At 64.7% G+C, this 24,201-nt stretch carries 23 protein-coding genes and 1 riboswitch; of the genes, 18 read left to right on the top strand and 5 right to left on the bottom strand.

Translation table 11 applies throughout. The features are described from left to right. Positions 1-55: 55 nt before the first annotated feature. The 8 genes from HGI30_RS22495 to HGI30_RS22460 all read left to right on the top strand — a co-directional run bounded on the left by HGI30_RS22495 (position 56) and on the right by HGI30_RS22460 (position 7,970). Positions 56-826: an HAD family hydrolase gene (locus HGI30_RS22495; protein WP_235680256.1), complete on the top strand. Its 771-nt coding sequence runs from the start codon at positions 56-58 to the stop codon at positions 824-826. A 202-nt stretch (positions 827-1,028) separates the two neighbouring features. After that, a complete protein-coding gene (locus HGI30_RS22490; RefSeq protein WP_168909545.1) occupies positions 1,029-1,694 on the top strand; it encodes a TetR/AcrR family transcriptional regulator in 666 nt (221 codons plus the stop codon). A gap of 117 nt (positions 1,695-1,811) precedes the next feature. Next, a complete protein-coding gene (locus HGI30_RS22485; protein WP_235680255.1) occupies positions 1,812-2,474 on the top strand; it encodes a pentapeptide repeat-containing protein in 663 nt (220 codons plus the stop codon). A 28-nt stretch (positions 2,475-2,502) separates the two neighbouring features. Further along, positions 2,503-3,741 (top strand): serine hydrolase domain-containing protein, encoded by a 1,239-nt coding sequence (locus tag HGI30_RS22480; RefSeq protein ID WP_168909543.1) that lies wholly within the window; start codon positions 2,503-2,505, stop codon positions 3,739-3,741. A gap of 232 nt (positions 3,742-3,973) precedes the next feature. Then, positions 3,974-5,329, top strand: coding sequence for an MFS transporter (locus tag HGI30_RS22475; RefSeq protein WP_168910058.1), 1,356 nt, complete (start codon positions 3,974-3,976; stop codon positions 5,327-5,329). A gap of 96 nt (positions 5,330-5,425) precedes the next feature. After that, positions 5,426-6,571 (top strand): DUF3221 domain-containing protein, encoded by a 1,146-nt coding sequence (locus tag HGI30_RS22470; protein ID WP_168909542.1) that lies wholly within the window; start codon positions 5,426-5,428, stop codon positions 6,569-6,571. 163 nt (positions 6,572-6,734) lie between these two features. Beyond that, positions 6,735-7,538 carry a tyrosine-protein phosphatase gene (locus tag HGI30_RS22465; protein ID WP_168909541.1) on the top strand — a complete coding sequence of 268 codons (804 nt, stop codon included), beginning with the start codon at positions 6,735-6,737 and terminating at the stop codon, positions 7,536-7,538. Positions 7,539-7,592: 54 nt separating this feature from the next. Beyond that, positions 7,593-7,970 (top strand): VOC family protein, encoded by a 378-nt coding sequence (locus HGI30_RS22460; RefSeq protein ID WP_168909540.1) that lies wholly within the window; start codon positions 7,593-7,595, stop codon positions 7,968-7,970. A gap of 55 nt (positions 7,971-8,025) precedes the next feature. On the opposite strand, the gene HGI30_RS22455 is transcribed toward HGI30_RS22460, so the two are convergent. Beyond that, complete coding sequence (locus HGI30_RS22455; RefSeq protein ID WP_168910057.1) at positions 8,026-8,976, bottom strand: aldo/keto reductase family protein; 951 nt, start codon at positions 8,974-8,976, stop codon at positions 8,026-8,028. A gap of 160 nt (positions 8,977-9,136) precedes the next feature. Between HGI30_RS22455 and HGI30_RS22450 the strand changes: the two genes are divergently transcribed. Then, positions 9,137-9,469, top strand: a complete 333-nt coding sequence (locus tag HGI30_RS22450) for a winged helix-turn-helix transcriptional regulator (protein ID WP_235680254.1) — start codon at positions 9,137-9,139, stop codon at positions 9,467-9,469. A 90-nt stretch (positions 9,470-9,559) separates the two neighbouring features. Here the strand turns inward: HGI30_RS22450 and HGI30_RS22445 are convergent, their stop codons facing one another. Next, positions 9,560-10,519, bottom strand: coding sequence for a cation diffusion facilitator family transporter (locus HGI30_RS22445; protein WP_168909538.1), 960 nt, complete (start codon positions 10,517-10,519; stop codon positions 9,560-9,562). A gap of 157 nt (positions 10,520-10,676) precedes the next feature. Between HGI30_RS22445 and rlmN the strand changes: the two genes are divergently transcribed. The 3 genes from rlmN (at position 10,677) to greA (ending at position 13,526) form a co-directional block, all read left to right on the top strand. Beyond that, on the top strand, positions 10,677-11,774 hold the full coding sequence (rlmN, locus tag HGI30_RS22440; protein ID WP_168909537.1) for a dual-specificity RNA methyltransferase RlmN: 1,098 nt from the start codon (positions 10,677-10,679) through the stop codon (positions 11,772-11,774). Positions 11,775-11,935: 161 nt separating this feature from the next. After that, positions 11,936-12,946, top strand: coding sequence for a GNAT family N-acetyltransferase (locus tag HGI30_RS22435; RefSeq protein WP_168909536.1), 1,011 nt, complete (start codon positions 11,936-11,938; stop codon positions 12,944-12,946). A 106-nt stretch (positions 12,947-13,052) separates the two neighbouring features. Further along, complete coding sequence (gene greA, locus HGI30_RS22430) at positions 13,053-13,526, top strand: transcription elongation factor GreA (RefSeq protein WP_168909535.1); 474 nt, start codon at positions 13,053-13,055, stop codon at positions 13,524-13,526. A 114-nt stretch (positions 13,527-13,640) separates the two neighbouring features. On the opposite strand, the gene thrC is transcribed toward greA, so the two are convergent. Beyond that, positions 13,641-15,038 carry a threonine synthase gene (thrC, locus tag HGI30_RS22425; protein WP_168909534.1) on the bottom strand — a complete coding sequence of 466 codons (1,398 nt, stop codon included), beginning with the start codon at positions 15,036-15,038 and terminating at the stop codon, positions 13,641-13,643. Positions 15,039-15,188: 150 nt separating this feature from the next. After that, positions 15,189-16,781, bottom strand: a complete 1,593-nt coding sequence (locus HGI30_RS22420) for a sulfatase family protein (RefSeq protein WP_168909533.1) — start codon at positions 16,779-16,781, stop codon at positions 15,189-15,191. Positions 16,782-17,143: 362 nt separating this feature from the next. Between HGI30_RS22420 and HGI30_RS23725 the strand changes: the two genes are divergently transcribed. Then, positions 17,144-17,278 (top strand): tail fiber protein, encoded by a 135-nt coding sequence (locus HGI30_RS23725; protein ID WP_168910056.1) that lies wholly within the window; start codon positions 17,144-17,146, stop codon positions 17,276-17,278. Positions 17,279-17,395: 117 nt separating this feature from the next. On the opposite strand, the gene HGI30_RS22410 is transcribed toward HGI30_RS23725, so the two are convergent. Beyond that, complete coding sequence (locus tag HGI30_RS22410; RefSeq protein ID WP_168909532.1) at positions 17,396-17,977, bottom strand: NAD(P)H-dependent oxidoreductase; 582 nt, start codon at positions 17,975-17,977, stop codon at positions 17,396-17,398. Positions 17,978-18,095: 118 nt separating this feature from the next. Here HGI30_RS22410 and HGI30_RS22405 point away from each other — a divergent pair, with 118 nt between their 5' ends. The 5 genes from HGI30_RS22405 to HGI30_RS22385 all read left to right on the top strand — a co-directional run bounded on the left by HGI30_RS22405 (position 18,096) and on the right by HGI30_RS22385 (position 23,414). Continuing rightward, the gene (locus tag HGI30_RS22405) at positions 18,096-19,130 is read left to right on the top strand and encodes an AraC family transcriptional regulator (protein WP_168909531.1); all 1,035 of its coding nucleotides are present in this window, start codon (positions 18,096-18,098) and stop codon (positions 19,128-19,130) included. Continuing rightward, a complete protein-coding gene (locus HGI30_RS22400; protein ID WP_168909530.1) occupies positions 19,127-20,593 on the top strand; it encodes an FAD-binding oxidoreductase in 1,467 nt (488 codons plus the stop codon). The genes HGI30_RS22405 and HGI30_RS22400 overlap by 4 nt, the downstream gene beginning before the upstream one ends. Beyond that, entirely contained in the window at positions 20,590-21,159 is a 570-nt protein-coding gene (locus HGI30_RS22395; protein ID WP_168909529.1) for an MFS transporter, read from the top strand. The genes HGI30_RS22400 and HGI30_RS22395 overlap by 4 nt, the downstream gene beginning before the upstream one ends. Before the next feature lie 61 nt (positions 21,160-21,220). Continuing rightward, a riboswitch (purine riboswitch) is annotated at positions 21,221-21,324 on the top strand. Positions 21,325-21,487: 163 nt separating this feature from the next. Continuing rightward, entirely contained in the window at positions 21,488-22,114 is a 627-nt protein-coding gene (locus tag HGI30_RS22390) for a xanthine phosphoribosyltransferase (protein WP_168910055.1), read from the top strand. Further along, complete coding sequence (locus HGI30_RS22385; protein ID WP_168909528.1) at positions 22,107-23,414, top strand: nucleobase:cation symporter-2 family protein; 1,308 nt, start codon at positions 22,107-22,109, stop codon at positions 23,412-23,414. The genes HGI30_RS22390 and HGI30_RS22385 overlap by 8 nt, the downstream gene beginning before the upstream one ends. Positions 23,415-24,201: the final 787 nt, after the last annotated feature.

Genomic DNA, 24,201 nt, shown 5'->3' with positions numbered 1-24,201 from the left:
AGCCGAACCTTCTTCAATGGAGATCAGAAGTCGGACTCGCGAACGGAGGAAGAAGATGGCGCTGCTGCTGGCAGGAGAGAAGAGCTTCGAGGTGGAGGCGATCCTGTTCGACAAGGACGGGACGCTGCTGGAATTCAGCTATACGTGGGGAGCATGGACGCGGCATATGCAGGAGGGCTTCACGGCGCCGTTGGAGGCGAAAGGGTTCCCGGCGCTGCCGCTGGCTGAGCTGGGCCGGGAATGGGGCATCTCGTTCGGCGAGGACGGCGTCGCCTCCGGCTATGACCGGAGCGGGCCGCTTGCGGCCGGCACGCTGGCCGAGCTGCTGGCGCTCCTGACGGCATGCGGCTACCGGCGCGGCCTCAGCTGGAGCGAGGCGCGCGTCTTCGCCCAGGAAGGGCTGCACCGGGCCGAGGGCCTCATGCAGCAGAAGCGTCCCGCGCTGGCGCTGCCGGGCGTGCCGGAGCTGCTGGCCGCCTGCCGGACGGCCGGGCTGCCGGCCGCCGTCGTGACCGCGGACGAGACGACGTCCGCCGTCCAGCATCTGAGCTGGCTCGGCCTGGACGGATATTTCGCCGAGATCATCGGCACCGACCAGGTCGACCGGGGCAAGCCGTACGGCGACATGGTCGAGCTGGCCTGCCGCCGGCTCGGCGTCGACCCCGCGCGCGTCGCCGTCGTCGGCGATACGAACGGCGACATGCGCATGGCGCGGGCCGCCGGAGCGGGCGCCGCCATCGGCCTGGCCGAGGCGGCCCAGGCGGGCGAGCTGCCGGATGCCGACGTCGTCTTGCCGTCCTGCGCGCAGCTGCGGCTGCGGGGATAGGGCGTGCTTGCAGCTCGCGCAGGGACGTTTTTGCCCCGTGTCCGGCAACACCGCATACGGGCAAGAAGAGGCGGTCCTCGGGACGGCCTCTTTTTGCTTCGCTGACCCGGAGGGATTTTTTTCATGGGAAAGGTTGACAGATACGAACGGGGAGCATATAGTGATTACATACCAACCGAATGTATGAAAGAAAGGAAGACAAATGGCCCGAAACAAATACCCTGAAGAAACGGTCAGCCAGATCCTGAACGCGGCGCTCGGCCTGTTCATCCAAAAAGGCTACGAGCAGACGTCCGTGCAGGACATCATCAACGAGCTGGGAGGGCTGACGAAAGGAGCGATCTACCACCACTTCAAGTCGAAGGAAGAGATCATGCAGGCCGTCATCGACCATCTGTTCAAGGACGTGGACGTGATGCTGTCCGCGATTCGGGACGACAAGAAGCTGAGCGGCCTGGAGAAGCTCCGCGCCATATCCCGAGCTTCCCTCGACAATCCCGCCCAGAACGAAGTCGCATCGGCAACGCCGAGCCTCCTGCGCAATCCGAAGCTGCTGGCGGCCCAGATCGAGCATATTTTCCAGAAGGCCGCTCCGATCCACATCCAGCCGATCATCGAAGAAGGCATGCGGGACGGCTCGATCCGCACCGACTACCCGCAGGAGCTCAGCGAAGTGCTGCTCGTGCTGACGAATCTGTGGCTGAATCCGGCGGTCATCGAGGCCTCGCCCGAGGCGATGCTGCGCAAGGTGAAGTTCTTTGATGAAATTCTGAAAGGCCTGGGACTCGACCTGTTCGATGACCAGATGCTTCGCCGCTACGAGGAGCTGTTCCGCTTGTCCGTGCGAGCCGAACGCAAAGACGACTAGCCTGCCGAAAGGCAGCTACGTTTTTGCTCAATACATACCGACGGTCGGTATGTACGAATCAAACCACAAGATAGGGATATCAAGACCAACCCCCATTCAAAGGAGATGGAATTTTTCATGAAAACCATTCAACCCTCCCGCAAGCAAGCATCGACGACGATCAGCGCCGGCAACCTGGCCCAAAGCGATCTCGCCGGCGTCACGGTCCAACGAGGAGAATTCAACAGCAGCGCGCTGCAAAAATCCGACTTCTCAGGCGCGGACTTGACCGGCAGCACGCTCAAAAGCAGCGATGTGCGCGAGGTCCGATTCGATGGCGCGAATCTGACCGACTGCAGCCTATGCGAGCTTGACCTGACGAACGCCAGCTTCGCGAACGCGATCCTTGTCCGGACCCGGTTCAGCAACTCCGCGCTTGACGGAGCCCGGTTCGCCGGGGCAACGCTGACGGACGTCGCCCTGACCCGAGCGGATCTTCGGAGTACGAGATTTGAAGACTGCGTGTTCGAAGGGGTCGACTTCAAGCAGTCCGACCTGAGCGGGCAGCGATTCGACGGACAGACGTTCATCGGCGTCTGCTTCGATAACGCGGCTTTGGCCGGCGCTTCGTTCCGGAACGCCTCGCTCCGTCAAGTCTCGTTCCAGCCGGGCTTCACGTTGACCAAGCGCTATTATCGCATGCTTAAAACCATCTGCTTCGACGGCGCGACCATGGATAAGCTGACCTTCGCCTTGCTCAAAGGCATGGATGCCGATCTGTCCCACGTCACGGTCATCTAAAAAATCTACTAGAAGCGAGGAAATCGAAATGAAAACGACGAACCCAAGCGGCAGAGGCTTTACGGAAACAGGATTGAACCGCATGCGCGGCGTGCTGGAGCGGCATGTGGAGTCCGGGAGCATTCCCGGCCTCGTCGCCTTGGTCAGCCGCGGCGGCGAGACGCATGCGATCGCGCTCGGCACGATGCGCCATGACGGCGGGGCGCCGATGGCCCGGGACACGATTTTCCGGATGGCGTCGACGTCCAAGATCGTCACGGCCGCGCCGGTCATGGCGCTGCTCGACGAGTGCAAGCTTCATCTGGACGACACGGTCGACAAGTGGCTGCCCGAGCTGGCGAATCCACGGGTGCTGAAGCGGCCGGACGGCCCGCTGGACGAAACGGTGCCGGCGCGCCGGCCGATCACCGTGCGCGATCTGCTGACGTCCACGTTCGGGCTCGGCGTCGACCTGACGCTGATGGGAACTCCGGGCCAGACCGCGATTTTTGAAAAAGGGCTGTACGACGCCCCCGGCTTGGAGATGCCGGAGCCCGACGAATGGATGCGCCGGCTCGGCACGATTCCGCTCAGCTACCAGCCCGGAGAGCGGTGGCAGTATCACGTCAGCAACGAAGTGCTCGGGGTGCTCGTCGCCCGCGTCTCGGGCCAGCCGTTCGAGACGTTCCTGCGGGACCGCATCCTCGACCCGCTCGGCATGAAGGATACCGGCTTCTACGTGCCCGAGGCCAAGATCCACCGGCTGCCGCCCGCCTACATCCCCGATCCGCAGACCGGAGCGTTCCACGTCTGGGACGAAGGCGCAGGCGGACGCTACTCCAAGCCGCCTCAGTTCCACGCAGCCGGCGGCGGGCTGCTCTCCACCGTCGAAGACTATCACGCTTATCTGCAGATGCTGCTGAACGGGGGAAGGCACGGGAACGAGCGCATCCTCTCCCGCCCTGCCGTCGAGCTGATGACGACCAACCGCCTCACGCCCGAGCAGCAAGCGCATCGGGAAGTTCTGGCCAAGAACAACGTCCACCTGTCGCATGGCCAAGGGCAGCAGGGCGGTTGGGGCTTCGGCATGGCGGTCCGCACTTACCGCGCCGACTATGCGTCCGTCGGCCAGTTCGGCTGGGACGGCGGCACCGGCACTGCGGCATACGCCGATCCGGCGAAGCAGCTTTCCGGCGTCGTGCTCACCCAGGTCGGGATGTCCACCTCGGCTTCCGCGCATCTGATCCATGATTTCTGGACCACGGCCTACCAGGCGATCGAAGACTGACGCCTGGCCTGCGGCGGGACGGCCGCCCTCTCCTGCGGCAAGGCCTATTTGCTGCGAAAAACAGACCGGCTGCCGGTCTGTTTTTTTCATGGATGGAAGCCGGGGCTCGCGTCGGGGCTCGCGCCGCTGCCGCGCCTGCTGTCCCGCCACGAGAATGCCACATCCTCCGTCTAGGCGCTAGTTCAAGATGTGATATTCTGGAAATAAATTCATCTCTGGAGGCGCTATCGTGATGACCACGTGGAGGCAAGCGGTCCTGCTCGTCAGCGGGCTGGGGCTGTCCTATCTCGGCAACTGGATCTACTTCGTCGCCATCAACCTGACCGTGCTCGATCTGAGCGGAGGCTCGGCCGCCGCCGTGGCGGGCTTGTTCGTGCTGCGCCCTGCCGCGCTGCTGCTGACGAACTTCTGGTCGGGCAGCATCGTCGACCGGGCCGATCCGCGGCGGCTGATGATCGCCTCCGACGTCGTGCGCGGCGCGCTGATGGCGGCCATTCCTTTCGTCTCCACGCTGTGGGGCATCTATGGGCTGGTATTCCTGATCGGGCTCGCCGGCTCGTTCTTCGGCCCTAGCCAGCAGGTGTACATCGTCAAGCTCATCCCCGGAGAAGAGCGGGCGCGCTTCAACTCCATCCTCGGCATGAGCAGCTCCGGCGCGTTCCTGCTCGGGCCGGCCGTCTCGGGCCTGCTCATCCCGCTATGGGGCGCGGATTTCAGCATCTTCTTCAATGCCGCGACGTTCTTCGCCTGCGCCGGCATGATCGCGCTGCTGCCGCCCGTAGGCAAAGGCCGCGCAGTCGCGTCTGCGGCTCCCAAGGAGGCCGAGGCGGATCGGGGCGAGTGGGCCGCCGGTGCAGCCGAACGCTCCCTTCATGGCTCGAATTCCGCCGACGAACCGAGCCTCCCTGCAGGCTCCGCCCTGGCCGCGCCAGGGAAAGTCCGGCTGCCGCAGCTGCGGGCTTTGGCCGCCGACTGGCGGGAGGTCGGACGCTTCGCTCGCTCGGCCAAGCCGTTCCTGCTCGTGTACGGCCTTTTCCAAGGAGCGATGCTGCTGGGAGCGGCGATCGACTCGCAGGAGGCGACATTCATCCTCGAGCAGCTTGCGCTGTCCCCGGAGGCGTACGGCCTGCTCGTCAGCATGACCGGCATCGGCTCGCTGGCCGGCGCGTCGACGGCGGCGCTGCTCGCACGGCGCGTGCCGTTCCTCTGGTATCTCGGCGGCGGCACGTTCCTGACCTGCCTCTTCTACCTGCTCTTCTATCTATCGGACGGGTTCTGGATGCCGGCGGCGGCGTTCATCGGACTCGGGTTCGGCATGGCGTATGCAGGGGCCGGCTATGCGACGTATTTCCAGCAGCAGGTGCCGCCGGACTTGATGGGCCGCGTCGCCAGCGCGTCGGATATGGCGCAGGGCGGCCTGCAGATCGGGCTTACGCTGCTCGTCGGCCTGCTGGCGGACCGTCTCGGCCTGCAAGCGGTATGCATCGCGTTCGCTGCGCTCTCCGTAGGGCTGGGACTGGCGCTCTTCGTGCGCACGTCGCTCTTCAGGCGGCCGGCGGCAGGGGGATCTTCCGGATTCGGCATCTGAAAGCATGCCGGCAACATTTGGGTGGGCGCCTGCGTCATGGAGGGCAGCAGGGGCCGCTTGGCCCGTCTGAAGCCGACTCGAGAGAGGGGATCGTCCATGCGAAGTCCAGCCGTCCGGCAGCAGGAATCGAATGCCGTCCACACGCCTCCCGACCATGCCCAAGTCAGATTATTCCGGCCCGCCCTGGCTGGAATGTCCGCCTTCAGCCATCGCCGCTCGGATCTAAAGAGGCAGGAAGGCTCCAGGCTGCGCCACCGCCGCCCGGATCGGCAAGGTCCGGCAGCCCTCGGCCTGCGCCATCACGGCTTGCTTGGCCTGCTGGCCGCGCTCGCCCTGCTGGCCAGCGTGCTGGCGGGCTGCGGCTCGAGCGGCGGCGCGAAGCCTCCGCCTCCGGTCGGCTCCGAAGCTCCGCCATGGATCGGGCATGTCGTGCGCGTCGAGGAGGGGCAGTTCCTGTTCACTTCCTCCGCGCCTGGTTTGCCGCGCAACGAGGCTGTCTGGTTCACGGCCGCAGGGGAGCTTCCCCGGGTCGGGCAGAAGGTGGCTGTCGTCATTCAAGGGAATGCGATCGCATCCAGCTATCCCGGTCAGGGCGGCGCCAGCTCCGTCCAGCCGCTGAAGGAGGAGGGGGAGCCGTTCGCAGGCGCGTCCCTGACGGCAGCCGAAGCGATCCGCCAGGCGCTGGAGCAGCTGCCGGAGCCTGCCGTTCCGGTCGTGCATAATGTCATCTATGCCGCAGAAGAGGGAAGCTGGACCGTTCGGATCGAGGACGATCAAGCGAAAGACGGACGGATTCAGGCGATCCAGATCCCAGACGAACAGACGCCATCCGAGCTTGTGATGACCGGCTACGTCGTCCGCATCGACAAGGGCGGGTTCCTGTTGACCGGTAAGGGAGGTCCGTCCGGCAACGCGGTATCCGTCACGAGCCGGACATCCGTCGAGCTCGGCCAGCAGGTGCGGGTCCGCTTTGTCGGAGGCATCAATGAATCCTATCCGGCCCAGGCGAAGGCGGCGTCCGTGGAGCGAATCGACAGCGACGATCCGCAGGAGCTGGCTCTGTCGCGGCAGGAGGCGATCCGCATGGCCCTCAAGCAGACTCATGCGGCCGTGCCCGTCATCATCGGAAGCTCGTACCTGGAAAACGGCGCGAGCTGGACGATCGTCATCCAGGACGGCATGGATGTCGAAGCGGAGCCGGAAAATGTCGGCATCCGGGTCGATCAGGCGACCACGCCATGAAGGGCTGAAGGTCGGTCGAGCTTGATGCCGGTGAAGACGGCACAGCCCTCCTTTTCCCTTGGCCGATCTCGCTCAGGGCGGTGCAGGAGACGCTCCTTTCAAGAGCGAATAGGTTCGTTGACACGGCAGCCGGCATCCGGCTGACCGGGAGGGAGGCCAAGAGATGGTGGATTCAGACAAGACGGGCGGAGGCCCCGACGGCTTGCGCGTTGAGCTGAAGCGGCGGCTGAACCTGAGAGAGCTCGGCGGATTGCCGGCTGCGGACGGCAAGCGGATCAAGCCGGGGCATCTGTACCGGTCGGGAGAGCTGACCGATCTGAGCGAGGAGGAGTTCCGCCTGTTGGAATCGCTCGGGCTCGCGTTCATCTGCGACCTGCGCACGGCGGACAAAGGCGTCGAGGTGCCGACGCCGCGCATCGGCGAGACGCCTTATGTGCAGCTGCCGGTGTTCGGAGGCAACTTCAGCTCCAGCGAAATTCCGAAGCTGCTCGGCCAGATGGCGGCGGGAGGGAAGCTGGAGGACCCGCTGCCCGGCATCTACCGGCAGTTCGTGACGGACGAGCATACGCGCGGCGCCTATGCGCGCCTCGTGCGCGCGCTGCTGGAGGCGGAAGGCCGCCCGGTGCTGTGGCATTGCACGGTCGGCAAGGACCGGACGGGCTTCGCGGCCGCCGTCGTGCTGCTGGCGCTCGGCGCCTCCGAGGAGACGATCGCCGCCGACTACATGGCCACCGAGGGCTCGCGGGCGGAAGCGACGGAGCGCATCCTCGCCCAGGTCGGGGCCGTACTCCCGGACGAGCGGGTGCTCGGCTTCGTGCGCTCCGTGCTCGGCGTATCGCTGGACTACATCCGGAGCGCGCTCGACGAGATGAGGAGCGCATATGGCTCCACAGACGGGTATTTGGAGCAAGGGCTGGGCGTGACCGAGCAGGAGCGCATGCTGCTGCGGGAGCGGTACTTGGAGTAGAGGGAAGGAAAGGCCGCCTCGCTCCCGGTCCATCGCCGGAAAGAGGGGATTTGAATGGCTTTCGCCTACGAGGGGATCGACCATGTGCAGCTTGCCGCGCCTGCAGGCTGCGAGGAGGAAGCGAGGCGCTTCTATGGCGGCCAGCTCCAGTGGGAGGAGCTGCCGAAGCCGCCGGAGCTGGCCAAGCGGGGCGGCGTCTGGTTCCGCTGCGGCCGGCATGAGGTCCATATCGGCGTGCAGGACCGCTTTGTCCCGGCCTGCAAGGCGCATCCGGCCTTTCTCGTGACCGGACTGGAGGCGCTCCGCCAAGCGCTGGAAGAAGCGGGAACCGCGACCGCCGACGATGAGGCTCGACAAGAAGAAGGCATCCGCCGCTTCTATGCGAACGATCCGTTCGGCAACCGGCTGGAGTTCATGGAGCGTACGCTCTGATTAAAAAAGCCGTGCCGCTTGTCAGCTTGCTGACAAGCGGCACGGCTTTTTACGGTTACTTGTTCTCGCCGGTCAGGATCGTCTCGATGCGCTCGACGATCTCGGCGTCCAGCTTCACGCCGGAAGCCTTGGCGTTCTCGACGATCTGCTCGGGACGGCTCGCGCCGACGAGCGCGCTGGCGACGTTCGGCTGGCGCAGGATCCAGGCGAGCGCCAGCTGGCCGACCGTCAGGTCGAGCTCGGAGGCGACGGAGGCGAGCTGCTTCACCTTGCCGATCTTCTCCTCGGTGATGCCGTTCTTGACCCAGTCGAGCTTGGCCGCGCGGCTGTCCGCCGGGATGTCCGACGCCGACGTGTACTTGCCGGTCAGCAGCCCTTGGGCGAGCGGCGAGAAGACGACTTGTCCGACGCCGCTGCGCTCGCTGTACGGGATGATCTCCGGCTCGATGTAGCGGTTGAACATATTGTACTGCGGCTGGTTGACGACGATGCGGTCCAGCAGGTAGCGATCGGCGATCGCATGCGCTTCCGCGATCTGCGAGGCGGTCCACTCGCTCACGCCGACGTACAGCACCTTGCCGGCGCGCACGAGGTCGTCCAGCGTGCGGAGCGTCTCGTAGAGCGGCGTCTCCGGATCATGCCGGTGGCAGTACATGATGTCGACATAGTCCACGTCCAGCCGCTTGAGGCTCGCATGGAACTGGTCGGTCAGATGCTTGCGCGAGAGGCCGCGGTCGTTGGGCAGGTCGCCCATCGGCCAGAACGCCTTGGTCGCCAGCACGTAGGAGTGGCGCGGGAACGCCTTGATCGTCTCGCCGAGCAGCGTCTCGGCCGCTCCGCGCTCGTAGACATTCGCCGTATCGAAAAAGTTGATGCCCAGATCATATGCGGTATGGATCGCCTTGACGGCGTTCTCGCGTTCCACGTACCCTCCGTACGTCAGCCAGCTGCCCAGGCTGATGTCGCTCACCTTGACGCCGGCGCTTCCCAGCCTGCGGTAATTCATGCTCATCGGGATATCCCTCCAATGGAATCGGATTTCGGATCAGCCCCTATTGTACGCATGTTTCTACCGTGATGGAAGTAGTGAAATATTCGTCACTTTATTATACGAGGGTTATCTACTATACTTGAGGTTACTAGCTTTCGAAGAAGGAGCGTTCGACTTGGCAGCCAACAATTATGTACCGAAAAAGCCCGACGTGATCGACTGCAACATCGAAAAGACGCTCGACGTCATCGGCGGCAAGTGGGCTTTTCTCGTCCTGCGGGAGCTGTTCTGCGGCACGCGCCGCTTCGGCGAGCTGCAGCGGCTCATCCCGGCGGTCAGCCCGCGCGCGCTCACGAGCACGCTGCGCCATATGGAGCAGAAGGGCGTGCTGGAGCGCAAAGTATACCCGACCGTGCCGGTCACGGTCGAGTACACGCTGACGCCCAAGGGCGAGGACCTGCATCAGATCATCAAGGAAATGAAGCTGTGGGCGGCCAAATGGACGTGAAGCCGGGCCCGGCGGCTTGAACGGCTTGCTTGACGGCATCAAGCGCTTGCTTGCCGGCGCAGGCGAGCGCCTGCATGCGCCGAGCCCCCGCTAGACGCGCCGGCCGCTCGAGCGCAGGCCGAGCCGCTGGCGCCGCAGGAACGCGGCGCCGTATTCGCCATGCGGATGGATGCGGGCATGCTCGACCTGCACGGTGGAGTGGGAGATGCCGAAGTTCTTTTGAAGCGTGTCGTTGATGGCAAGAATGATGCAGTGGGGCTGGATGCGCTCGTCGGCGAACACATGCGCGGTCAGGGAGTAGTGGTCGGTCGAGACGGCCCACAGGTGCATCTCGTGCACGTCCTCGACGCCTTCGACGGCGCGGATCGCCTGGCGGATCTCCTCCAGGTCGAACCCTCCCGGCACCGACTCCATCAGCACGAGGTACGCCTCGCGCGTGATGCGCGCGCCGCCGGCGAAGATGATGCCCGCGATGACGACGCTGACGAGCGGATCGAGCCAGACGCGGCCGGTCCATAGGATGAGCAGCGCGGAGACGATGACGCCGATCGAGCTGAGCAGGTCGCCGATGAAGTGCCAGAGCGCGCTGCGCACGTTCAGGTTGTCTTCCTCCTTCATGCTGCGGCTGAGCACGATCGTCAGCGCGATGTTGACGATGAGCCCGATCGATGCGATGACGAGCATGAGCCCGAAGTCGATCGGCTCCGGCCGCAGGAAGCGGCGGACGCCCTCGACCAGGATGCCGACGGAGATCGCCGCCAGCGCCAGTCCGTTCAGGAACGAGGCGATGATCTCGAAGCGCAGGTAGCCGAACGTATAGCGCGAGTCCGGCTGGCGCGAAGCCATGTAGATGGCGGTCATGCTGAGGCCGAGCGCGATGACGTCGGAGATCATATGGGCGGAGTCGGAGAGCAGCGCGAGCGAGTTCGACAGCAGGCCGCCGACGATTTCGACCATGGTGAAGAAAAGGGTCAGCAGCAGCGTGATCCAGAGCGTGCGTTTGGATCGGGATTGCGTTTTGACATGCTCCAGGTGATGATAGTCCGGCATGGAAGTCCCGACCTTTCCCGACCTGGCTCGCGGGCGCAGTCGAGGCTGCTGCCCGCAGGTCTAGTTTGTAGTCATTATTATATTATGCCTATTCTTACATGGTTACTATTATTATAAATGACAATGATTGTCAGTCTCAGAAAAGAGGAATGGAACGATGACTTCCCTGTACGGGTTCACACAGGAAGGGCTGGAAGCTTGGCTGGGCGAGCGGGGACACCGCAAGTTCCACGCGATGCAGGCATGGGAAAGCCTGTACCGCAAGCGGGTGCGCGACTTCGCGGGCATGGAGGCGGCCGGCGTCAAGCCGGAGGTCGCGCGGCTGCTGGAGGAATCGTACGCGATCGGCACGCTGGAGGAGCACACGCGCCAGGAGTCGGTGGACGGGACGGTGAAGTTCCTGTTCCGCCTGCAGGACGGCAACCTGATCGAGACGGTGCTCATGAAGCACAAGTTCGGCCTCAGCGTCTGCGTGACGACGCAGGTCGGCTGCAATATCGGCTGCAGCTTCTGCGCGAGCGGCCTGCTCGCCAAGAGCCGCGACCTGACGGCCGGCGAGATCGCCGAGCAGATCATGCGCGTGCAGCTGTTCCTCGACGATGCCGGGCAAGGGCAGCGGGTGAGCCACATCGTCGTCATGGGCATCGGCGAGCCTTTTGACAACTACGCGCATCTGATGGACTTCCTCGCGATCGTGCAGCATCCGAAGGGGCTGGCCATCGGGCCGCGCCACATCACCGTGTCGACGAGCGGCCTGACGGCCAAAATCCGCGACTTCGCGGACAGCGGCGTGCCGGCGAACCTCGCCGTATCGCTTCACGCCCCGAATGACGAGCTGCGCACGCGCATCATGAAGATCAACAAGGCGTATCCGATCGCGAAGCTGCTCGACAGCATCGACTACTACCTGGAGCGCACCCGTCGCCGCATCACGCTGGAGTACATCCTGCTGGCGGACGTGAACGACCGCCGCGAGGAGGCGCAGCAGCTCGCCGAGCTCGTCCGCTCCCGCCCGCAGCTGCTGAAGCTCGCCAACGTCAACCTCATCCCGTACAACCCGGTCGACGAGCACAGCCAGTACCGGCGCAGCGCGCAGGATGCGATCGACGGCTTCTACGACGTGCTGAAGAAAAACGGCGTCAGCGTCAGCGTGCGGCTGGAGCACGGCGCCGACATCGACGCCGCCTGCGGCCAGCTGCGCAGCAAGCAGCTGCGCGGCGGCGAGGGCAAGGAGCCGGCCGCGGCCGGCGTCTAGGAGAGTCCGGCTGCCGAGGAGGGCGGCCCTGCATGTCCTTGAACGGACGTGCAGGGCCGCCCTTCTTTGGCTATATCCATTTCCTCCCTTTACCGGGCATGCGGCAGGCTTCCATAATGAAGGCATCAAGCACGCCCACAGGCGGACAGGGAGGACTGCGATTGATCGGAACGAACATCCGGGCGCTTCGGCTGCCGGACGATTACGACGGCATGGCTGCGTTATGGAACGAGTGGCTGGCGGAGCCGACGACAGCGGAGGCGCTGGCCGAGGAAGACCGCAAGATGTACGAGAAGGGCCATCTGCATCGCAACGAGCAAGGCAAGCTGGAAGGCTACGACCGGCTGCGCCGGATAGCCGAGGCGGAGGACGGACGGATCGTCGGCTATTCGACGATCTGGCGCGCGCCCTGGACGCCGCCGGGCATGGTGAATCACTTCGTGCTCGTCGCCGCCGGCTCGCATGGAAGGGGCATCGGCGCGGAGCTGTCCCGCCTCTCGCGCGAATGGGCGCGCGAAGCCGGGGCGGACACGCTGCTCAGCGAGTGCTGGGACGACGACGAGCGGGCGCTTGCCTTTGCCCGCTGCGGGGGCTTCGAGACGGAGCGGCGCTCGTGGCAGTCGCTGCTCGACCTGGCGACGGGCGAGGATCCTTCGCAGCCGGAGGACCGCGCCGCCATCGAGCAGCTGGAGGAGGAGGGCATCGCCTTCGCGACGCTGGCGGACCTGCCGCCGGGCGAGGAGACGCTGCGGCGGCTCCACGAGCTGGAGACGTCGACGTACAAGGACATTCCGGGCTTCCTCGGCGAGACGCTGCCGTTCGAGGAGTGGCTCAAGTGGAGCCTGCAGGTGGAGGGCTACGCGCCGGAGCGCGTGCTCGTCGCGATGGACGGGGAGCGTCCCGTCGGCATCTGCAACGTCCTGTTCAACGAGGAGTCCCGAGGCATGTACCACGAGTATACCGGCGTCGCGCGGGACTATCGCGGCCGGGGCATCGCCCGCGCGCTCAAGCTGCTGTCGATCCGCCTCGCGCTGCGGACCGGGGCCAGGTACTTGCGGACGGACAACGACTCGCTCAACGAGCCGATGCTCGCGATCAACCGCCGGCTCGGCTACGTGCCGCTGCGCGGACGGCATCGCCTGATCGCGCCGCTGGAGCAGGCGCAGGGATGAGGCCTCCGAATCAAGCCGTCGCCTGGATGGACGGGCCCGCTCAGCATGGCCCTACCGGATTGTGATACACTAGAGGGCATCAGCAACCCGATAGGAGAGAACGATCATGGCGAACGAAGAAATCATTTTGACGGCCGAAGGACTGGCCAAGCTGGAGGCGGAGCTCGAGGATCTGAAAGGTCCGAAGCGCCGCGAGCTGGCGCAGCGCATCAAGACGGCGATCAGCTACGGCGACCTCAAGGAGAACAGCGAGTACCACTCCGCCAAGGAAGACCAGGCGTTCATGGAGACGCGCATCCTGCAGATCCAGGCGATGCTCAAGAAGGCTCGCGTCGCGGACAGCTCCGATACGTCCCGCGTGACGGTGGGCTCGCTCGTCTCCCTGCTCGACCAGGAGTTCGACGAGAAGCTGCAGTACCGCATCGTGGCGCCGGCCGAAGCCGACGTCATCGACAACAAGATTTCCTACGAGAGCCCGCTCGGCAAGACGCTGATCGGCAAGCATGTCGGCGATACCGTCGAGGTCGACGCCCCGATAGGCAAGATCCAGTACAAGGTGCTGGAGATCAAGAGCTCCTGATCTCGCAAAAAAGCGCATCGTTCCCTATGCGGGAACGATGCGCTTTTTTGTGTGGAGCCGCGTGAGCTGCAAAAAAAGAAGCCCCGGCATCCGCTGCCGGGGCTTTGCTCTTTCCTATCGCTTCTGCTCGAAGAAGTCCTTCAGCCGATCCGCGATCGCGTCCGCCGTCGCCGGCGACAGCTCGACATGCGTCGGCCGCTCGAACAGGTCGGCGATCTGCGGCGGGTACGCCTGCTCGATGCCGACCAGCCGGATCGACTCGTCGAACTTGGCCGGATGCGCCGTCGCCAGCGCCACGGCCGGGCTGGCCGTGGCGATGCGGTCGGCCGCCGCGACGCCGCAGGCCGTATGCGGATCGAGCAGGTAGCCGGTCTCGCGATGGTAGCGCGCAATCGTGTCGAGGCATTCCTGGTTGCCGACCGCATGGGCGGAGAAGTCGGCCTGCACGGCCGCGAGCTTGTCGGCCGGAATCGAGAGGGAGCCCTGCTGCTTGAACTGCTCCATCAGCGCGGCGACGCTCGCCGCGTCCTCGCCATAGAGGTAGAACAGGTAGCGCTCGAAGTTGCTCGCGACCTGGATGTCCATCGACGGGCTGTGCGTGCCGCGGAACTCGCCCGGCTGGTACGCGCCCTCTGAGACGAAGCGGGCGAGGATGTTGTTCTCGTTGGTCGCGAGGAGGAGGCGGTCGACCGGCAGGCCCATGCGCTTGGCCAGATAGCCGGCGAAGATGTCGCCGAAGTTGCCCGTCGGCACGCTGAAGCTGACCGGACCGGCTTGTCCGCGCTTCGCCAGCTGCAGGTAGGCGTAGAAGTAGTAGACGGTCTGCGCGAGGATGCGGGCGATGTTGATGGAGTTGATCGCGCGCAAGTGGTAGCGGTGCTTGAAGTCCACGTCGGCGAACAGCTCCTTGATGATGCGCTGCCCGTCGTCGAACGTGCCGTCGATCGCCAGGTTGAGCACGTTGGCGTCGTCGATCGTCGTCATCTGCAGCTCCTGCACCTGGCTGATCTTGCCGTGGGGGTGGAGGATGCAGATGCGGATGCCTTCCTTGCCGCGCACGCCCTCGATCGCGGAGGCGCCGGTGTCGCCGGACGTCGCGCCGAGGATATGGATCGTCGAGCCGGTCTTGGCCGCGACGTAGCGGTACAGGTTGCCGAGGAACTGCAGCGCCACGTCCTTGAACGCGAACGTCGGACCGTGGAACAGCTCCAGCACGTCCAGGCCGTCTCTCAGGCCGCGTACGGGCGTCACGTCCTCGTCGCGGAACGTGGCGTAGCTGTCGTCGACGAGCTGCTTCAGCTCGTCGCGCGGAATTTCGTCCCCGATGAACAGGGAGAAGATCTCCAGGGCGAGCTCTTGGTAGCGGAGCTCCTGCCACTGCCGGAGCGTAGCCTCGGACAGCTGCGGCAGGCGGGCCGGCACCAGCAGGCCGCCGTCGTCGGCCAGCCCCATCAGGATGGCGTCGATGAAGCCGACCCCGGACACTTTTCCTCTCGTGCTGATGTACTCCATATCGATCCCCTACTCTGAGTGAATTTTTCGTTATTGTATCAGAAAAGCCCCCTCTTACCCAGCCCTCGCGGGGAAAAAGGCAGAAGAACGAACGAAAGGCGCTCCGTGGCCGGAGCGCCTTTGTCGCGTGCAGATGCAGTCCAGGGCGGACTACTGCGGAACCGTTTCTTCGGCGTCCCGAAGGGCTTGACCCGAAGCATTCTGTAACTTGCCGATCCAAGCATCGAGCTTTTGCCGGAGAGCGGGGTCAGCGGCGGTCAATGCCGGGAAGGCGTTGTCCAACTGATTGGGGTCGGTCTTCAAGTCGTAGAGCTCATGCTCCCCTGTGCTGTAGGCGACGTAGTTGAGCGGACCGTAGGATTTGACGGAGGTCGTGATGACCGGTTTGGTCCTGAGCCCGACGTAGGCGGGAGCTCCTCCCGAAGCCAGAGCCTGCGCGTCTCCCGGGTCCTGAGGCTCCAGCACGCCGCTCGCGGTGTTCGCGTTGAGGGTGACCGGTCCGGCATGCTCGTTGAGCAGCGCCAGCCGCCATGCCGCAGGGGTCGTTCCCTTCAGGAACGGGACGAGCGATCTGCCGTCGACGAAGCTTGGCGCGGCCGCCCCGGCCAGCTCGGCAAAGGTGGGCGCAAGATCGACGTTGGCGGTGAAGTGGTTGACGACCTGACCCGCCGGAACGCCGGGTCCGCGAATGACGAGAGGAACGTTCAGGTCCTCCTCGAAGGCCGTGTTCTTTCCGGAGTTGAGCCGGTGCTGCCCCTGGTGGAAGCCGTTGTCGGAAGTGAAGACGATATAGGTGTTGTCGAGCACGCCCTGAGCGGCCAGCGTATCGATGACGTTCTGCACCAGATCGGTCACGGCCAGCAGCGATTCCCGCCGCTTTTGATACAGGTTGTCGATCGTCGCGATCTGCGCGGCCGTCAGGAGCGGCTTGTTCCGGATCCAAGCCGGCTTGTCGCTCACGTCCGCCTCGTTGAAGGACGGCGTGCGAGGGGCTTGCGCGCCGGCGTATTTGCCGCTGTGGCGAGCCGGAGGGGTGGCCGGTCCATGGGGGACATAAGGCGCGACCCACGTGAAGAAGGGCTTGTTCGGAAAGGAGGTCGTCGTGTTCCTGATGAAGGCGGAGACTTTCTGGGAGATGACGTCCACTCCGTAGTCCGCTTCGGAATTGCCGTAGGAGACGGTGCTCCCGTTATCGTTCACGGTGTAATTGTATTCCGAATACGGACTTCCCCCGTTCGGGCTGAACCATCTTGTCCAGCCTGGCGGGATATACGTCGAGGAAGGAGCCCCGTTCGGGTAGCCGTTCAGGTATTTGCCGAAGAAGGCGGTTCTGTACCCGGCATCCTGGAGCCAGGTGCCTACGGTGGAGTTCTCCAGTCCTTTGCGGAACACCGTCTGGAAGCCGCCGCCGGAGGAGGCGTCATTGGTATAGATGCCCGTATTGTGCGCGTACTGTCCTCTCAGGATGGAGGTCCGGGATGCGCAGCAGAGGGACAGCTCCACGAAGTTCTTGTTGAACGTGGTGCCCTTCTGAGCCAAGAGGGCCTGGAGGCCGGCGTCTTTCTCAAAGACGCCTTCGTCGAGATCGTCTGTCAGGATGAAGACGATGTTGGGCTGGGCCGGTGCCGCGAAGGCTGTCGTATCCTTCGGATCGGAGTAGGAGTAGGCGATGCCGGAGAGAAGGGAAACGATCAAGGCAATCAAAGCAAGCAGCCGGAGGGGGTTCGATTTGAACCTGTTCATTCGCAAGACCTCTCTTTTCATCAGATATGGTTCACTTCACCCGAAGCTCCCTCATTTGTTGTCCTTGGAAGAACGACAAAAAGAGGCCTGGGAAAAAATCCTCAGCCTCCAGTGATCTGGTCAGCCCGCCGATGCTCGATCTGGCGCTAGCTCGTTCGATGCGGTTGTCGTGCTTTCGTGAATTCATCACCTCCTATTCCGATGGATAAAGTTTGTTATGTCTAAGATGCATAATAGGCCAGATTCAGGATGATGTCAATTCGATCCTCTGTCAGAGCGGTTCCGAAGGTCAAAGCTCTAGCGATGTTCTTCTTGTTGGCGCGTGCCCGATTTTAGTAAAGGCGGCTTCGGCGTTGGTTCCGATGCTCGGGCATGTGGCTCTGTTCGCTACGAATTTTGCTCCGCGAGGCTGGACTTACTGCGACGGCAGGCTGCTGCCGATCAACTCGAATACGGCTCTGTTCAGCATCATCGGGATCTGGACGCTTTTTGCATGAGGAGCGGCCATGGTCGGGCGGGAGGAACGAGGGCTAGGGGCAGCGGCTGGATGAATCAAGCCGTCATCCATGGGCATAGGCGCGTGAACAGCCGCTTGCAGCGAGTCTCGGCCACGTTCACTTCAGCGCCCGCCCAAGCTGCTCGGCCCGGGCCAGCATCTGTCTGCGCCGCTCGTCGCTCGAGCCGCGGACGGAGCCCAGCCGGGTGACGCCGACCGGGCGGATGCCGCAAAACTCCAGCACGCCCTTTTTCATGACGGTGATGCCGGCATCCCTAAGTAGGGTTCGGTAATACCAAACTGGCGAGTCCATCGTGGCGATGATGCGTCCGCTCTTGCCGCCCAGCAGCTTCACCGGCAGCGGCTTGCTGTCGTCGTAGCGGAAAGCGAACCCGGGCAGCAGCGCGCGGTCGAGGAAGCCTTTGAGGACGGCAGGCATGGAGGCCCACCAGATCGGGAAAATCCAGACGGTGTGATCGGCACCCAGCAGCGTATGTTGGGCATGCAGCAGATCGGGCTCCAATTCGGTGCGCTTGCGGTAGCCGTAGCGCAGGTTCGGCTCGAAATCCAGCGAAGCCAGATCGAGTACGCTGACCTCCGCTCCGGAGGCTTCGGCTCCGCGGATATAGGCGGCGGCCAGCGCGTGGCAGAGGCTTTCGGAATCGGGATGGCCGATGATGACGGCGATGCGGCGGGACATGGGCAGGTCTCCTTTTTTCTTCCAGGATGAGGTTGATTCTATGATAAACTGGCCGTAATGCGCCGCGCAGTGAGCGAAGGCGCGAGGGTAGTGACGGAACGCGCACAGGAGGGATCGCATGAGGGAAAACGGAATGACGGTGACGCTGCTGGCGGCATCGGTGCGCGGCATGGCCGCCCGCGGGCTCGATACCGGACGCTTCTGCCGGGAAGCGGGGCTGGATCCGGAGCTGCTGAAGCGAGGCGATGCCCGGATCGCGCATGGGGAGATGGCTCGCCTCATGGACGAGGCGGCGCGCTTCGCCGGCGATCCGCTGTTCGGCCTGCATCAAGGGGCGGAGATGGAGCTGGCCGATCTCGGCGTGGCGGGCTACGTCGTCCAGCACTGCGCCACAGCCGGCGAAGCGGTGCAGGCGATGAACAAGTACCACGAAATGATCTGCAGCGGCTATGAGCTGAAGGCTGCGCCGGCGGAGAACGGCCTGGCGGAGCTGCGCTTCCGGCTGAACGACCCGGCGCTGGAGGCGTCCCGGCACTGCACGGAGGACATGGTCGCCTCGCTCTGCCGCTCGCTGCTGCGGCTTGTCGGCCGTCCGGTGGAGCTGGCGGGCGTGTCGTTCCGGCACGCGCCGGCGGCGGAACCGGAGCGGTACCGGGACGTGTTCGGGCTGGTGCCGGCGTTCGGGGCGGCGGAGGATGCGATCCGGCTGCCGGCCGAGGTGCTGGACTGGCCTGTCATGGCGAGGGACGAGAGGCTGCGGCAGGAGTTCCAGGCGCTGGCCGACCGGATGCTGGAGTCGCTGGAAAAAGGCCAGGCGACGACGCGCGAGCTGACGCGCTATCTGCTGGAGCGGACCGGAGCGGCGCCTCCTTCGCTGGCCGCGGCCGCGCGGGCGCTCGGCATGAGCGCGCGCAGCCTGCAAGCCAAGCTGCAGCGCGAGGGCGCGACGTTCGCCGGCGTCGCCGCGGAGATGCGGCGCAAGCTGGCGCTCCGCTACCTGGCGAAGCAGGAGCTGAGCGTGGCGGAGGTCGCCTACCTGCTCCACTTCTCGGAGCCGAGCGCTTTTCACGGGGCGTTCAAGCGCTGGACCGGCATGACGCCGGGACAGTACCGCCACGGCCTGGCCGCCGAGGCCCGGCAGGCCGGCGGATGAGCAGCGGGCGCCGCTGGCGGGTCGCGCTGGCCGCCTGCGCGGTCTATGCGCTGCTGCTGGCGCTGTCGTTGCAGGCGAGGTCGGCCCTGCCTCGCGGCGAGGAGGCGACCGATGTGGGCCGCGTCGTCAGCGCGCGTGTAGACCGGACAGTCGCCGTCCGCAGCGCGGAGGACGCTCGCCGGGCCATCCGGGAGGCGGCCGCAGAGGGGCGCAAGATCAGCATCGCCGGCACGCGCCACAGCATGGGCGGACAGACGTTTGCCGAGGGAGCGGTCGTGCTCGACATGAAGCGGTATGATCGCATTCTCGCGATCGACGAGCAGGCGAGGACCATTACAGCGGAGGCCGGCGCTACCTGGGCCGATATCCAACAAGCGGTCAACCCGCTCGGCCTGTCGGTGCGCGTCATGCAGTCCCAGAATTTGTTCACTCTAGGCGGCTCGCTGAGCGCCAATATCCACGGACGCGATCCGTCGGAAGGCCCGCTCATCTCGACTGTCCGCTCCATCCGGGTGCTGCTGGCCGATGGAAGCATCGTGACGGCGAGCCGCGCGGAGCGGCCGGAGCTGTTCCGCGCCGCGATCGGAGGCTTCGGAGGACTCGGCGTCATCCTCGAGGCGACGCTGGAGCTGACCGCGGACGAGGTGTACGAGGCGCGGACAAGCATCCTGACGTACCGCGAGTTCCCGCAGCGGTTCGAGGAGGCGGCCCGGTCGCCGGATACGGGGCTGCTGATCGCAAGGCTGTCGACGGCGCCGGAGCATTTTCTCGAGCGGATGTACATGACGGAGTACCGGCGGACAGGCTTGCCGCTGGAGCGCGGCGACCGGGAGCTCAAGCAGGACCGGGCGGTCGAGCTGACGCGATTCGTGTTCGGCCTGCAGCGCAAGTACGGATGGGGGAAAAGCCTGAGCTGGAGCTTCCAGGAGCGGCTTTTCCGCTCGGAGCAAGGCGCGCTCATCACGCGCAACAACGCGATGCGGCCGGAGAGCGACTTTCTCGAGTATCGGGATGCGCAGCATAGCGACCTGCTGCAGGAATACTTCATCCCGCTGGACCGGTACGAGGCGTTCGTAGACGGCTTGCGGGAGCTGCTGCGGGAGGAGCCGCTGAACGTCGTCAACATCACCGTCCGCTACATGCCGCAGAACGGCGAGTCGGCGTTGTCCTACAGCGCCTCGGAGGACCGGGCAGCGCTCGTGCTGCTGATGAACGAGAAGCGGAGCGAGGCTCGAATCGAGAGGCTGGAGCGGCTGACGCAGCGGATGATCGGGCTGGCCCAGTCGTTCGGAGGCACCTATTACCTGACTTATCAGCCTTATGCGACCTTGGAGCAGTTCCGCCGGAGCTACCCGGACTGGGAGGAGCTGGCGGCCGTCAAGCGGAACGTCGATCCGAAAAGCCTGTTCTGGAACGAGTGGTACGAGACTTATGGAAGCGAAGAAAGGGGAGAGGGCCGATGAAGCGGAGCGCGCTGCGCTGGGTCATGCTGTCGCAGAACGCGATGACGCTCGGGTCGGGCATCGTCTTTCCGTTCTACCTCATTCAGGTCAAGGAGATCGGAGGCGGCTTCGCGGAATACGGCATCGCTTACGGCCTGTTCACGATCGGCTCGGCATTCCTGAACGGCTGGTTCGGCCGCTCGTCCGACCGATTCGGCCGAACGCCGCTGATGCTGATCGGCTCGTGGGGCATGGCCGGCTTGTTCCTGCTGTTCCCGCTCGCCACGAGCATCGCCCAGGTGTACGTCCTGCAGATCGCGATGGGCGCGTTCGGAGCGATGCAGCGCACCTGCGAGAAGGCGCTGCTCGCCGATCTGACCGACGGGGAGCCCGGCCGGGGCGAGAAGATCGGCCGCTACCAGACCGGCATCGCGCTGTTTTCCGGCATCGCGGTCATCGCAGGCGGATTCCTGATCGACTACTTCACGCTCGACCTGATGTTTTACGCGGGCTCGGCGCTGCTGCTGGCCAGCGGCCTGCTGATGCTCCGGGTGGACGAGCGGCTCAAGGGCGGGCGAGCGAGCTAGAGGCGCGGCGATGTCGGATTTTGGGGCTTGCCAGCCCTTGTCGAATTGTGTAGGATACGTAAAAGATAACTGAATACAAGCTCGTATAATCATGGGGATATGGCCCATAAGTTTCTACCGGACGACCATCGCAATCGTCCGACTATGAGTGGGAGCGCCCGCGCGGGCGGCCGGACTGGACCTGGAATCAGGCCAGCCGGGCCGCTTCGTCCGGGCGCCGACAGGACTTGTCATCGCAGACAGATCTCACTTGGAGCAGCGCGCCAGGGGAGGTCTGTCTTTTGTTTTGCCGGATGAGAGGAATCGAGGGGAAGAGGGGCGACGAATGATGGAAAAGCTGGAGCAAAGGATTCGCCGGGAAGGGCTGATCCTCTCCGACAAGGTGCTGAAGGTGGACTCGTTCCTGAACCACCAGGTCGACACGAGGCTGGCGCTGGAGATCGGGCAGGAGTTCGCCCGCATCTTCGCGGGTCGCGGCATCACCAAGGTGCTGACGATCGAGGCGAGCGGCATCCAGTTCGCCATGGCCGCCGGCATCGCGCTGGACGTGCCTTTCATCTATGCGAAGAAAAAGAAGGCCGTCACCTTGACGGAGAACCTGTTCACCTCCGAGGTCGTGTCGTTCACCCGCGGGGAGACGTATCAGGTGAGCATCTCGCAGTCGTACCTGACGCCGCAGGACCGCGTCCTCATCGTGGACGACTTCCTCGCGACGGGCGCGGCGCTGGTCGGCCTCGTCGACATCGTGAAGCAGTCGGGCGCCGAGCTGCGCGGCGTCGGCTGCGTCATCGAGAAGAGCTTCCAGGAAGGCCGCGGGCTGCTGGAGGCGCTCGGGGTCGAGGTGCATTCGCTGGCGCGGATCGCGTCCATGCGCCCCGGCGAAGTGACCTATGTGCGCGAAGCGGAGGCCGCAGCCGCGGCCTCCGGCGCCCAGGGCGGAGGCTCGCATGGCTAAGCCGCTCGCTCCCGGCAAGGTCGCCGCGCTCGGCCTGCAGCATGTGCTGGCGATGTACGCCGGCGCGGTCGTCGTGCCGCTCATCATCGGCGGCGCGCTTGGCCTGACCGAAAAGCAGATCGCCTATCTGATCGCCGCCGACCTGTTCACCTGCGGCCTGGCGACGCTGCTGCAGGTCATCGGCTCGCGCTGGTTCGGCAGCCGCCTGCCGGTCGTGCTCGGCTGCACGTTCACGGCCGTCGGCCCGATGATCGTCATCGGCTCCGAGTACAACCTCGCCACCGTCTACGGGGCGATCATCGTCTCCGGCTTGTTCGTCGTGCTGGCCGCGCCGCTGTACGGCAAGCTGCTGCGGTTCTTCCCGACGGTCGTCACCGGCTCGGTCGTGACGATCATCGGCCTGTCGCTCATCCCCGTCGCGATGAACAACGTCGCCGGCGGCCAGGGCGCCGCCGACTTCGGCGCGCCGCGCAACCTGCTGCTCGCGCTGCTGACGCTCGTCGTCATCCTGCTCGTCAGCCGCTTCGCGCGCGGCTTCCTGCGGGCCGTCGCGGTGCTGGTCGGGCTCGCGGCCGGCACGGGTGCGGCGTATGCGATGGACATGGTCAGCTTCGGCGGCGTCGCCGAGGCGTCGCTCGTCAACGTCCCGACGCCGTTCTACTTCGGCGCGCCGGAGTTCAGCCTCGTGGCGATCGGCACGATGATCCTCGTCAACATCGTCAGCATGGTCGAGTCGACGGGCGTCTATCTCGCCGTCGGCAAGGCGACCGACCAGAAGGTCGAGCAGCGCCAGATCGTGAACGGCCTCCGCTCCGAGGGAGCGGCGATCATGCTCGGCGGCGTGCTCAACGCCTTCCCGTACACGGCGTTCTCCCAGAACGTCGGCCTGATCCAGCTGACCAAGGTGAAGACGCGCAACGTCATCTTCGCCGCCGGCGGCATCATGGTGCTGCTCGGCCTGCTGCCGAAGCTGGCGGCGTTGACGACCGTCATCCCGAACGCCGTGCTCGGCGGCGCGATGATCGTCATGTTCGGCTCTGTCGCCGCGGCAGGCATGAACATCCTGTCCGAGGTCGACCTGCGCAAGGAAGGCAACCTCATGATCGTCGCCTGCAGCCTCGCCGTCGGACTCGGCTCCGCGACGGTGCCGTCGATGTTCGCGCAGCTGCCGACCGAGGTGTCGATGCTGATGCAGAGCGGCATCGTCACCGGCTCGATCACGGCGATCGTGCTCAACCTCGTCATGACGCGCCGTCGCGAATCCGCGGCTGCGTTCCAGGAGGCGGGCGAAGCTTCCTGAGCCGGGCGGCCCGCCCGGCTGGAGGCTGGCGTGGCCGCGTACAGCAAGGGAAGAAATTCCCTTGCTGGAGCGCCTCCCCGATAGATAGGTCAAAACGTCCCGAGCCGCTTCGAAGCGGCTCGGGACGTTTTTTTAGACCAGGCTAAGGACTGAACTTCCAAGCGCTGTCTTTTGCCCGACGCTGCCTGCTCTGAAAAAATCAGCGTAAGTGCCGACGGGGAAACAAGCCATGTCCGCACGGAGCCGCTGGCAGCAGACGCATCCATTTGGAGTTCGTTGAGAGGAGATTCGAAGCTGCCGCTGCGATTCCTTTAACCGAAGCCAGTGGGCTAACGACGCATCAGCTTGGTAGAAGGCTCTATTGTGAGTGCCCATCAAGCTAACGATGTGTGGTGAGCGAAGCGTTAAAAAAGCTCAAGAAAACGAGCTGAATCAGGGTGTTTAGAGGGTTTAAGCGTCACATGCGTCGTTAGCTTGTCCGAAACGCGAAAAAAAGGCCGCTAAGCGCACCACGAGTCGTTATGGCGGAGAGGACATCGAGCTTCGAGCTGCCCAGGCCCACGGCCCAGCCCAGCGACGGCCCAGCCAGCATTCCAGGCCCCTAAAAGAAACCTTTCCGCATCAAGGCTTGGGCAGGCTGCGGCGTACCGTCGGCTGCTCGGTCCGCCGGTCCGGTTTGCCTTTGCCTGCAATGAGCGCCGACACCTCCATACCAAAAACGCGAGAAGAAGCCGGAGCCTCGGCTTCTTCTCGCGTTTTTCCTGCGGCTGCACCTAGATGAAGCCGC

Origin of the sequence: Paenibacillus albicereus (assembly GCF_012676905.1) — a bacterium.
GTDB lineage: Bacteria > Bacillota > Bacilli > Paenibacillales > Paenibacillaceae > Paenibacillus_O > Paenibacillus_O albicereus.
This window is presented reverse-complemented; position numbering and strand designations above follow the sequence as displayed.

Excerpts from the sequence above, each read along its gene's own strand:
- HGI30_RS22495 (WP_235680256.1), top strand. The coding sequence starts at position 56 with ATGGCGCTGCTGCTGGCAGGAGAGAAGAGCTTCGAGGTGGAGGCGATC.
- HGI30_RS22490 (WP_168909545.1), top strand. The coding sequence starts at position 1,029 with ATGGCCCGAAACAAATACCCTGAAGAAACGGTCAGCCAGATCCTGAAC.
- HGI30_RS22485 (WP_235680255.1), top strand. The coding sequence starts at position 1,812 with ATGAAAACCATTCAACCCTCCCGCAAGCAAGCATCGACGACGATCAGC.
- HGI30_RS22480 (WP_168909543.1), top strand. The coding sequence starts at position 2,503 with ATGAAAACGACGAACCCAAGCGGCAGAGGCTTTACGGAAACAGGATTG.
- HGI30_RS22475 (WP_168910058.1), top strand. The coding sequence starts at position 3,974 with ATGACCACGTGGAGGCAAGCGGTCCTGCTCGTCAGCGGGCTGGGGCTG.
- HGI30_RS22470 (WP_168909542.1), top strand. The coding sequence starts at position 5,426 with ATGCGAAGTCCAGCCGTCCGGCAGCAGGAATCGAATGCCGTCCACACG.
- HGI30_RS22465 (WP_168909541.1), top strand. The coding sequence starts at position 6,735 with ATGGTGGATTCAGACAAGACGGGCGGAGGCCCCGACGGCTTGCGCGTT.
- HGI30_RS22460 (WP_168909540.1), top strand. The coding sequence starts at position 7,593 with ATGGCTTTCGCCTACGAGGGGATCGACCATGTGCAGCTTGCCGCGCCT.
- HGI30_RS22455 (WP_168910057.1), bottom strand. The coding sequence starts at position 8,976 with ATGAATTACCGCAGGCTGGGAAGCGCCGGCGTCAAGGTGAGCGACATC.
- HGI30_RS22445 (WP_168909538.1), bottom strand. The coding sequence starts at position 10,519 with ATGCCGGACTATCATCACCTGGAGCATGTCAAAACGCAATCCCGATCC.
- rlmN (WP_168909537.1), top strand. The coding sequence starts at position 10,677 with ATGACTTCCCTGTACGGGTTCACACAGGAAGGGCTGGAAGCTTGGCTG.
- greA (WP_168909535.1), top strand. The coding sequence starts at position 13,053 with ATGGCGAACGAAGAAATCATTTTGACGGCCGAAGGACTGGCCAAGCTG.
- thrC (WP_168909534.1), bottom strand. The coding sequence starts at position 15,038 with ATGGAGTACATCAGCACGAGAGGAAAAGTGTCCGGGGTCGGCTTCATC.
- HGI30_RS22420 (WP_168909533.1), bottom strand. The coding sequence starts at position 16,781 with ATGAACAGGTTCAAATCGAACCCCCTCCGGCTGCTTGCTTTGATTGCC.
- HGI30_RS23725 (WP_168910056.1), top strand. The coding sequence starts at position 17,144 with ATGCTCGGGCATGTGGCTCTGTTCGCTACGAATTTTGCTCCGCGAGGC.
- HGI30_RS22410 (WP_168909532.1), bottom strand. The coding sequence starts at position 17,977 with ATGTCCCGCCGCATCGCCGTCATCATCGGCCATCCCGATTCCGAAAGC.
- HGI30_RS22405 (WP_168909531.1), top strand. The coding sequence starts at position 18,096 with ATGAGGGAAAACGGAATGACGGTGACGCTGCTGGCGGCATCGGTGCGC.
- HGI30_RS22400 (WP_168909530.1), top strand. The coding sequence starts at position 19,127 with ATGAGCAGCGGGCGCCGCTGGCGGGTCGCGCTGGCCGCCTGCGCGGTC.
- HGI30_RS22395 (WP_168909529.1), top strand. The coding sequence starts at position 20,590 with ATGAAGCGGAGCGCGCTGCGCTGGGTCATGCTGTCGCAGAACGCGATG.
- HGI30_RS22390 (WP_168910055.1), top strand. The coding sequence starts at position 21,488 with ATGGAAAAGCTGGAGCAAAGGATTCGCCGGGAAGGGCTGATCCTCTCC.
- HGI30_RS22385 (WP_168909528.1), top strand. The coding sequence starts at position 22,107 with ATGGCTAAGCCGCTCGCTCCCGGCAAGGTCGCCGCGCTCGGCCTGCAG.